The 6,615-nt window shown below is 40.9% G+C and carries 5 protein-coding genes; all 5 read right to left on the bottom strand.

Translation table 11 applies throughout. The features are described 5' to 3' along the window. Positions 1 to 29: 29 nt before the first annotated feature. Positions 30 to 1,484, bottom strand: a complete 1,455-nt coding sequence (locus ABNS49_RS07925; RefSeq protein WP_305084918.1) for a SpaH/EbpB family LPXTG-anchored major pilin — start codon at positions 1,482 to 1,484, stop codon at positions 30 to 32. A 168-nt stretch (positions 1,485 to 1,652) separates the two neighbouring features. Beyond that, entirely contained in the window at positions 1,653 to 4,442 is a 2,790-nt protein-coding gene (locus ABNS49_RS07920; protein ID WP_135981370.1) for a SpaA isopeptide-forming pilin-related protein, read from the bottom strand. Between the two features lie 13 nt (positions 4,443 to 4,455). Beyond that, positions 4,456 to 4,935, bottom strand: coding sequence for a signal peptidase I (gene lepB / locus ABNS49_RS07915; RefSeq protein WP_348688171.1), 480 nt, complete (start codon positions 4,933 to 4,935; stop codon positions 4,456 to 4,458). Positions 4,936 to 5,194: 259 nt separating this feature from the next. Further along, a complete protein-coding gene (locus ABNS49_RS07910; RefSeq protein ID WP_168353674.1) occupies positions 5,195 to 6,055 on the bottom strand; it encodes an IS3 family transposase in 861 nt (286 codons plus the stop codon). A gap of 26 nt (positions 6,056 to 6,081) precedes the next feature. Further along, complete coding sequence (locus tag ABNS49_RS07905; protein WP_277820874.1) at positions 6,082 to 6,381, bottom strand: transposase; 300 nt, start codon at positions 6,379 to 6,381, stop codon at positions 6,082 to 6,084. Positions 6,382 to 6,615 lie beyond the last annotated feature (234 nt).

Below are 6,615 nucleotides of genomic sequence, written 5' to 3'. Positions count from 1 at the left end.
AAGCTCAATCTAAGAGTTGTTTCTTTCTCTTATTCGTGTTTCATTCTCTTGTTCGTTACGAAGATGACTGCGGCACCGACCATGAGGATCGCACCAGCTACGTAGAGCATCGTCGTACCCATACCACCTGTGGATGGGAGTTGAGCACCCGTTGTATTCACTACAGTAGTTTCTTCTGTTAAATCAGCTTCAATAATATTTCCCGCATTATCTTTTCCCACTGTAATCGTGATAGGTTGATCTGCAGTCAATGTATTATAGCCTGCTGGAGTTGTTTTCTCATGAAGTAAATAACTACCAGCTTTTAAGCCAACAAATTGAACTTGGGCTTTTCCCTCTGTAACTTCGGTAATATATTCAGTTGCCTCTTCAATATTATCGACCCAATTAACAGTTTTACCATCTTCACTTAATTGATAATATTTACCTTTGTTTTCATCATTGTCATTGTTATTGATCAATACAAATCCAGCACCTGCTAATGGTTTTCCACTGTTGGCATCATCAATTTTCTTATTTACTACAATCTTAGCTGTATAAACTTTTACCACTTTATCTGGCGTTTTGTTTGGCTGTTGATTTGGATCGTTTGTGTACTCAAGACTTGCTTTATTTGTTTCTACATCCGCTACTGCTTTTTCATTAACTGTTGCGTTATATTTAATCGTTAGAGTTTGTAATTTATATTGTTGCAAAGACTTCATATCAAAAGTTAATTTAAAGCCATTACCTACTTTTTGAGAACTATATCCCGTGATGATCTTGGTTCCTCCAACAAATACTTCGATACTGTCAAAATTAAAAGTCAATCCATCTGACATAGAGTCGCTAACATTATATGTATAGTTTTCAAAGCCATCTGTTACAGGAATATTTGCTGTAATAACGTAGTTAACCGTATCACCGATTGCAACATTTTCTGTTTGCCCCTCATCTAAATTTTTTTCAAATGGGACATCGTTTTTATCTTGAATATCTGCAGATGGATCAGTTGTTGTTAAATTGCAAAGAGATCCCGTTGTACTACTTACAAAATAATAACCTAATGGAAGGTTTTCAGCTTTGACTGTTCCATTTGTTTGTGCTATCAATTGAGTTCCAGTTTTTCCTGTTAACTTTGTTTTCAAGAATGCAGAAAATTTAGAAGGATTGAACGTCTTATCATCAATAGTAATTTTAAATTCTTTGGAATTTGTAGTCGCTGTAAGTACTAACCCTGAATTTTCTTTTGCGCTATATTCTTGGACATCGTTATACCAAGCATCGTCACTACTAATCGTATAAGCATAAGATGATTTATCGCTGGTATAGGTTGTAGAAAAAAATTTATATGCAGTATACGTTTGTCCTTCTCTAGGATTTTCAATTGTAATTGATCCATTAGAAGGAGTATCGCCATCCGCCGCTTTCACATTCGCCGCCGTCAATCCGACAACCATCATGAACGCCGCAAAGATAGATAAAAGTTTCTTTAAAGATTTCATAATTTATGTTTTCCTTTCTTATCTTTAAATCTTTTTGTTCGTTATCGGCTGGAAAGAAAGACTGGTTTTCTTTTTCCTCTTTCTTCCCATACAAACCGTGAAAGAATCATATGTATCACGAATACAACCCCTTGAAAGAGGTCTAGGATCAGAGGCTCCCCTTACTTGTTACTTTCCTCCTTTCCCAGTCTTGTTTCTTTTCGACCTCTTTTTGTATCCGTACATTAAGCTGGATGCAGCTATGATTGCTCCTCCGCTGAATGTAAATAATTGAGTACCGGCTCCTCCGGTGTTTGGTAGGGATTGGCCTGCTGTATTTCCAACAACAATATCAACACCTTGCTGATTAACCGTTATTTTAAAGTTATCGTCATTTATTTCTTGACCGTTACTTCCGACTACTTTGTAGCCTACATTTTCCACAAATATAACTTTAAAAACCAAAGGCTCTGTCATCGTGATGTATCCTGCTGGAGGCGTCGTTTCGACAAGCTGATATAATTGCCCAATTTCTATTTTTAATTCAGCAACTCCTCCCGTTGAATTTTTAATTTCTGTTGGTCGACCATTCTCATCTGTCTTAAAAGTTAAATAGTCTTCAAAAGTGGATGCATTGGTACTATTAGCTTTCTTTAAAGCAAATTTAGCATTTGCTAATCCAGTTGGATTCCCTGCATCCATCTGGTCTTTTACTGTTTTCAGTAAAGAAAAGTTGATTGTGTCTTTTTTGTAATGGTTTTCAATCAGGATGCCAGAAATATTGCCTTTGATTTCATATCCTGCATTAAGCATTACTTTATTCCACTTACTGCCTCCCTTATCAGAAAATTTTATTTTTTCTGTTCCACCGGTCCAATTCATACTTGCAATATTGGTTCCCGTAGAATCTTGAACATCAAATGTTACATTATTTTTCCATTGTTCTTCAGGAATACTATAAAATTGGATTTGATTTTTTTGAGTAATGTTTACACCATGATCCTTAGCCTCAATTATTTTCTGGCTAATCACATTCTGTACCGATTTCCCTAATTCAGATTTTGATACAACAATGACATAATCTTTACCAGATTGAACAAGTATAGCTAATTTTCCTTCAGATAAATCCCATTCCTTATTAGCATTCGGAGTATCCCATTTAAACCCAGTTAAATTAATTTCTGGATCTTTCAAAGTAACATCAGGTACTTTGATTTGCCCATCAATATTATTAATAGAAATTGGCTCTCCATTTATACGCACTTCAGCAAGCGTATACCCTTTTGCTTCTAATCCAGACTCGGAAACACTATAAGTTCCACCCTCTAAGGGGGCTGTTCTCCAAATCCAATTTCCAGTTATACCCTCAGTAGTTGAATTAATTTTATTCGCTTCGTTTAATATAAAGGTTTGATCTGCTACCTCTACCTTAAAATCAGGTAAAACTGATTCTGGATTCTCCAACCCATAAAACTGCTTCTCGACTTGAATATGAGAGGTTGGAGTTAATGTTTCTCCTTTTACATTTGACGTATTAGCAAATACCACACTCAAACTATCAAGGGAAAAGATATGTGAATCAATGTAGCCTTCCCTGTCTTCCTCTTGAATGGTTTGATCGACTTCTTCTGGTACTTTCTCTCCATCTTCCAACTCTTTGATGTGGGTGATTTCGGTTGTTTTGGTGTCGAGCCAGAAGTTTTGCTCACTGTCTTTGAATGTCAAAATAATTTGGATTGGTTTCTCCGGTTCGATTTCTTTTCCGTTCTTCTCGTTCATAAAATAAATATCCCAAGCAAATTCGTTTTCACTTTCCACTTTATTAATTAAAGATTTAGCCTCCTGAAACTCTTCGGATTGTGGATCCAGTTTTTTAACTTGTAGGATTACATGTTTATTTTTGAATGTGTCCTTGTCGGTCAAAACGCGAATGAAAGTGTCTTCATCTTCCCAAGTGTACTCGATCTTTTCTTCGCTTTCGGTTCCAGCCAATGGCGCATCAAACTCCTCGATCGTAATGACGTCGTTTAAGAAGCCCTGGATTTTATCTCCCTTGATGACGATTTCCTTGACTTCGCCCTCCACATCGCCTGCGATGGCTTTCACTTCTTTTTGATCTCTATTTATTGTTGTGACAATTCCTGTTTCTAATTCATCTTTTTCATTCTGGAAGAAAACAACATTGCCTTCTTCGACCTTTTCCCAATCTCTGGATTGGTCTTTTGCCGTCTTGGTGTTCCACTTGTCCACGTCTTTGTCATAGCCCATTTGGACGTTGGCGTATTTCAAAACGTAGCCAGTAAAGTAGTTGTTCCAGTCACCATACTGGTCTTCATAGAGATGACCGTACCTTGTGTAGTAGTGCTCTTTTTCTTCTTCGTCGATTTCGAAGTTGTTTTTGTTTTCCTTAGTTCCCAGCTCGTTTTTGGCGACGGTCAGGATCCTTGTTTTGGCGTCCTCTTCGCTTGCTAGTTCTTTATACGCTTCATCCCAATCGGCTGGATCTTCCACGTCTTCTTTGTTGGACTCACAAATTCTTGTGTGCTCATGCTCTTCCTTGCCGCATTGAAGCTCTTCGCTCTTGTAGCACTCGTCTGTATGCGTGTGACCCTCGCTTGCTTTTGCCTCTTCTTGCTGGCAAATCAAATGATCGGAACGAATCCATTCATAACATTCGTCGCTATGAAGGTGTTCGTCGTTTTCTTCCAATTCACAAAGAAGGTTTTCTGTTTTTACGAGCTCGTAGCACGTTTCATCGTGCACATGACCTTCGTTTGGTTCTCCCTCTTCTTTTCCACAAAGCGGGGTTTGCGACCGATAGCAAGCTTCGGTGTGAACATGCGCTTCCTTGCCGCAATACGTTTCCTTGCTCATCGTCACGGCTGGCAATATCAGGGCGTAGGTCGTGCAAAAGACGACGATACCGCTTAGAATCGACACGACCCGTTTCCAGGATCTTTTTTTCTTATTTTCCTTCATAACCGTTTCCTTTCTAGATTCCTCCCATTTCGTTCAACGGCCAAACTTTCATGTTCAGCTTTCCTACAATCATTTCCTCGGCGACAGGTCCGATGGCTCTCGTTCTGGAATCGAGCGATACGCTGCGATGGTCGCCCATGACGAACCAGCGCTTTTCGGGTACCTGATACGGATACTCGAGATCGGTTTCGCCCAGCGCCTTTTCTTTGACATAAGGCTCGTTGAGCTCTTCGCCATTGACGAACACGTTGCCGTCGTCGTCGATATACACCCAGTCGCCTGGCCCGGCGATGACGCGTTTGACAAGAATTTTATTGTTGTAGTAGAACGCCACCACGTCGCCCGTGTTAAAGCTGCTTCCTTTGGATGTGAGAACGATATCGCCCGCCTTTAAAGTGGGGGTCATGCTCGTTCCATAAATCCGGAGGACTGGCAGCCATAAAGTCGCGACCAGAATGGCGATTGCAGAAACGACGATGAGCACGCCCACCATACTGCGCAATGTTGTGGTCCTATGTCAAGAAAACGGATAAAATAAATAGATTTTTTTATTTCCTGACTGCGCGCTTGGTAGTCTGACTCGAAAAATTTCTTCCGCTTCCTCTCTTGACACCGGGTCCCTTTTTCCCCTGAACCACTTTCTTTGCCATCACCCAATTTCTTGATCGTATACATTGGGTTCGATGGCCTCCCTAGCTTATCAGGGGAAAGCCCGCTGTAAAGAGTGCTTCAGAATTTTTTCTCTTTTCACGCTACTTCTTACGTTCTTGCTTGTGCCATTCCATTTCATAGTCATTGGGCGATTGGTATTCGCAATGACTGTGGATCCGGATCGTGTTGTACCAGCCTTCGATGTATTCCCACACGAGACGGGACGCATGCCGATAGTTTTGGATCTCGCATCGTCCTAGCCATTCTCGCTTGATCAATGAATGAAACGACTCGATACACGCGTTGTCGTACGGCGTGCCTTTTTGCGAATAACTCCGCTTCATCCCCCTGGTCATTTGTTGATACAATTCGCATGTATAGTGGATCCCGCGGTCTGTATGGATGATGAGCGGCTGGTCGATGTGACGTACAGTTTTCGCCATTTCGATGCATTCCAGCACTTCGGTCACTTCCAACGTTTTTGACAATTTCCACGCGATGATCTTCCGGGAATAGAGATCCATGACGCATGTCAGATACACGAATCCGGACAATCTCGTTCGGATGTAGGTGATGTCGCTACACCATACCGCATTCGGCTTTTCTGGTGAGAATTGTCTCTGCAATTCGTTTTTCAACTCGGTATGGAAACAGCTGTCCACGGTTGTTTTTACGCCTTTTTTGACCCATTGAGCCTGTATGTCCATCTCGCGCATATACAGCCCGACAGTACGCGGTGAGATCACGATCCCTTGTTTTTCGAGAACTTTTGCAATCTTGGGTGCTCCATAGTTCTGGTGACTCTCTTCATAAATATCTTTGATCTGTTTTTTCACTTCTTCTTTATGAAGCGCCTGTTGGCTTGGTTCTCTTTTTAGAAAATCGTAATACCCGGAGGTGGAGAGCTTTAAAAGATGCAGCACTCTGGACACGGAGAAGCGAACTCCGGCGTTGTGTTCCAGTGTGACAAGTTCATAGATGACTTGTGTTAATTTCCCAGAATGCTGATGGCTTTTTTTAGGATTTTCAAAGCCTCCTGCGTGTCACGCAATTCTCTTTGAAGCCGTATGTTTTCTTTTTCGGCTTCTGAAGAATAATGACCGGATCCTACAAATGGAACTTCGTGGTTTGGGTTGGCTTTGGCTTCGCGTTTCCAACGGGCCAAGGTGCTTTTTCCGACTTCCAAATGATCGGCGCATTGCTGGACGGTCATGTCAGGATGCGCGTAGACATAATCCACCGCGTTCTGTTTAAATTCGGCTGTAAATTGTTTTTTCTTGTTTGCCATAGATCTTTGCTTCCTTTCGTAGATAGTATAGTTCCATGACATAGGTTTGGTAAGTTAGACTCTCTATTCGGATTATCCTATTTATATTCTAACTTCAGTTGAACGATAGTTTTTATGATGTCGAAGACGGTCACGTTCCTTCTCGAGCAATTCGAGCGGTGGAACCGTCCGTTCCTTGTTTTGATTCCCTTTTTGCTTCATATCTCATCCCTTGTTTAATTTGTTGTCAGCTCA

Source organism: uncultured Dubosiella sp. (genome assembly GCF_964018005.1).
Classification (GTDB): domain Bacteria; phylum Bacillota_I; class Bacilli_A; order Erysipelotrichales; family Erysipelotrichaceae; genus Dubosiella; species Dubosiella muris.
This window is presented reverse-complemented; position numbering and strand designations above follow the sequence as displayed.